The following is a 3,196-nucleotide window of genomic DNA, read 5'->3' on the forward strand; positions in this document are numbered from 1 at the left end:
GCCGACTCATCGCCCCCACTGCCTGGAAGGACCCCGTGGTCGACGTCCTACCCCCGCCCCCCGGCGACCGCATCGAACCCATCGGCATCGAAGTCGAGATGCAGCGGTCGTACCTCGACTACGCCATGTCCGTCATCGTCGGCCGTGCCCTGCCGGAGGTGCGTGACGGGTTGAAGCCCGTCCACCGCAGGGTCCTGTACGCGATGTACGACGGCGGTTACCGGCCTGACCGGGGGTACTTCAAGTGCTCCCGCGTCGTCGGTGACGTCATGGGTAACTACCACCCGCACGGCGACTCGGCGATCTACGACACGCTCGTCCGCCTCGCCCAGCCGTGGTCGCTGCGTTACCCACTGGTCGACGGTAACGGCAACTTCGGCTCACCGGGCAACGACCCGCCCGCCGCCATGCGGTACACCGAGGCCCGGATGGCGCCGCTGGCCATGGAGATGCTGCGCGACATCGACCAGGAGACGGTCGACTTCGCGCCGAACTACGACGGCCGCTCACAGGAGCCGCTCGTCCTGCCCAGTCGCTTCCCCAACCTGTTGGTGAACGGCGCGGGCGGCATCGCCGTCGGCATGGCGACCAACATCCCGCCGCACAACCTGGTTGAGGTCGCCAAGGGCGTCCAGTGGGCACTGGATCACCCGGATGCCACCGCCGAGGAGCTGCTCGAGGCGCTCCTCGGCATCATCAAGGGCCCGGACTTCCCGACCCACGGCCTGATCGTCGGGCGCAACGGCATCGAGGATGCCTACCGCACCGGTCGCGGCAGCATCCGGATGCGCGCCGTCGTCAACGTCGAGGAGAACAAGGGCCGGACCCAGCTCGTCGTCACCGAGCTGCCGTACCAGGTCAACCCGGACAACCTCGCCGAGAAGATCGCCGAGCTCGTCCGGGACAACAAGGTCACCGGCATCTCGGACGTCCGTGACGAGACGTCCGCGCGCATCGGGCAGCGGCTCGTCATCGACCTCAAGCGCGACGCCGTCGCCAAGGTCGTGCTGAACAACCTGTACAAGCACACCCAGCTGCAGGACACCTTCGGCGTCAACATGCTGGCGATCGTCGACGGCGTGCCGCGCACCCTGCGCCTCGACCAGATGATCTCCTACTACGTCGAGCACCAGGTCGACGTGATCGTCCGGCGGACCCGCTACCAGCTGCGCAAGGCCCGCGAGCGGCTGCACGTCCTCGACGGTCTGCTGATCGCGCTCGACCACCTGGACGAGGTCATCGCCCTCATCCGCAACGCGGAGTCGGCGGAGGTCGCACGCGGCCAGCTCATGGAGCGCTTCTCGCTCTCCGAGATCCAGGCCACCGCGATCCTCGACATGCAGCTGCGCCGCCTGGCGTTCCTCGAGCGTCAGCGCATCATCGACGAGGCCGCCGAGCTGCGCGCCAAGATCGACGAGCTGGAGGCGATCCTCGCCTCGCCGGCGCGGCAGCGCGAGATCATCGGTCAGGAGCTGGCCGAGGTCGTCGAGAAGTTCGGCGACGAGCGGCGGACGCGGCTCGTCCCGTTCGAGGGCGACATGTCCGTCGAGGACCTCATCGCCCGCGAGGACGTCGTCGTCACGGTGACCCGCGGCGGGTATGCCAAGCGGACCAAGACCGACCTCTACCGCTCGCAGAAGCGCGGCGGCAAGGGCGTGCAGGGCGCGGCGCTGCGCGAGGACGACATCGTCGAGCACTTCTTCGTCACGACGACGCACCACTGGCTGCTGTTCTTCACCAACAAGGGCCGGGTCTACCGGGCGAAGGCGCACGAGCTGCCCGAGCAGGCGCGCAGCGCCAAGGGGCAGCACGTCGCGAACATCCTCGCCTTCAGCCAGGACGAGCGGATCGCCGAGGTGATGGCGATCCAGGACTACCAGGCCGCCCCCTACCTGGTGCTCGCCACCAAGCGCGGCCTGTGCAAGAAGACGGCGCTGACCGACTTCGACTCCAACCGCGCCGGCGGCCTGGTCGCCATCAACCTGCGCGACGACGACGAGCTGATTTCCGCCCGTCTCGTCGCTCCCGGTGACGACCTGCTGCTGGTCAGCCGCAACGCCCAGTCCATCCGATTCCACGCCGACGACGAGCAGCTGCGGCCGATGGGACGGGCGACGTCCGGCGTGATCGGCATGCGGTTCGACGATGCCGACGAACTGCTCTCGATGGACGTCGTCATGCCGGAGAGCCCCGCGGATCTGCTGGTCGCGACCAGTGGCGGCTACGCGAAGCGGACGCCGCTCGCCGAGTACCCCATCCAGGGCCGAGGCGGCAAGGGGGTCCTCACGGCGAAGATCGTGTCGACCCGGGGCGGTCTGGTCGGGGCGCTCGTCGTGGAGCCGAACGACCAGCTCTACGCCATCACATCCAATGGCGGTGTGTTGCGTACCGTAGCGAAGGATGTTCGCCGGGCACAACGGCAGACGATGGGCGTACGGCTCATCGACCTGGAGGCCGGTGTGCAGGTGGTCGGTGTGGCGCGCAATGCTGATGCCAACGACAGTGACGGCGACGGCGAGACCGCCGGGTCGGACGGCACGGCGGGCTGAAGCCGGTGACGTGACGTCCCGGGCGGCCACGGCGCGCGTCGTCGGTGGCATGCCAGGACCACGGGCGTGAAGCCACACGTGCGACCAGGAGTGGACGGGGAGAATCCGTGAGCGACAGTCAGAATGACCGGCCCGCCCGGTCGGCCGTCCACCGCGCATCCCCGGCCCGTCCGGAGCAGCGCACCGCGGCCGTGGCCGGTGGCGCGCCTGTCGGTGGTACCGCCGCCGGGCGCGCCGCGGCTGGCGGTACCACCGCCGGCGGTGCCTCCGCGGCTGGTTCCAGCCGGTCCGGCACGGCGAAGGCCGGGCCCGTGGGCGCGGCACCAGGCGTGGGTTCCGGTGCCGGTTCCGGAACTGGGATCGGCAAGGGAGCTCCCGGGACAACCGGCTCCGGAACCGGCGTGAGCTCGGCGGCGGGGGGCGGTGTGGGTGGTCCCCGCTCGACACCGGGAAAGGCCGACGGAGAGTCCAAGCGCGCGTTCCTCCCCGGCACCGGCCGTCCCGCCGACGGGCGTCCCGGGACCGATGGCCGTCCCGCTGACGCCGAGGTGTGTCGTCTGACTGGTCTGGCCACCCGCACCGTCCCGGTCGGACGGGTCGTTCTCGTCCCGCCCGGGACGCTGGAAGAACGGGCTCGCCGCCCCGCC

At 70.1% G+C, this 3,196-nt stretch carries 1 protein-coding gene and 1 pseudogene; both read left to right on the plus strand.

Annotated elements, in window-relative coordinates:
* Nucleotides 1-35: 35 nt before the first annotated feature.
* A complete protein-coding gene (gene gyrA / locus FMEAI12_RS34310) occupies nucleotides 36-2,549 on the plus strand; it encodes a DNA gyrase subunit A (RefSeq protein WP_112109229.1) in 2,514 nt (837 codons plus the stop codon).
* A gap of 107 nt (nucleotides 2,550-2,656) precedes the next feature.
* Nucleotides 2,657-3,196: pseudogene (locus FMEAI12_RS39030) on the plus strand (hypothetical protein); the annotation flags it as partial.

The sequence above is a fragment of the Parafrankia sp. Ea1.12 genome, assembly GCF_900465275.1.
GTDB classification, from domain to species: domain Bacteria; phylum Actinomycetota; class Actinomycetes; order Frankiales; family Frankiaceae; genus Parafrankia; species Parafrankia soli.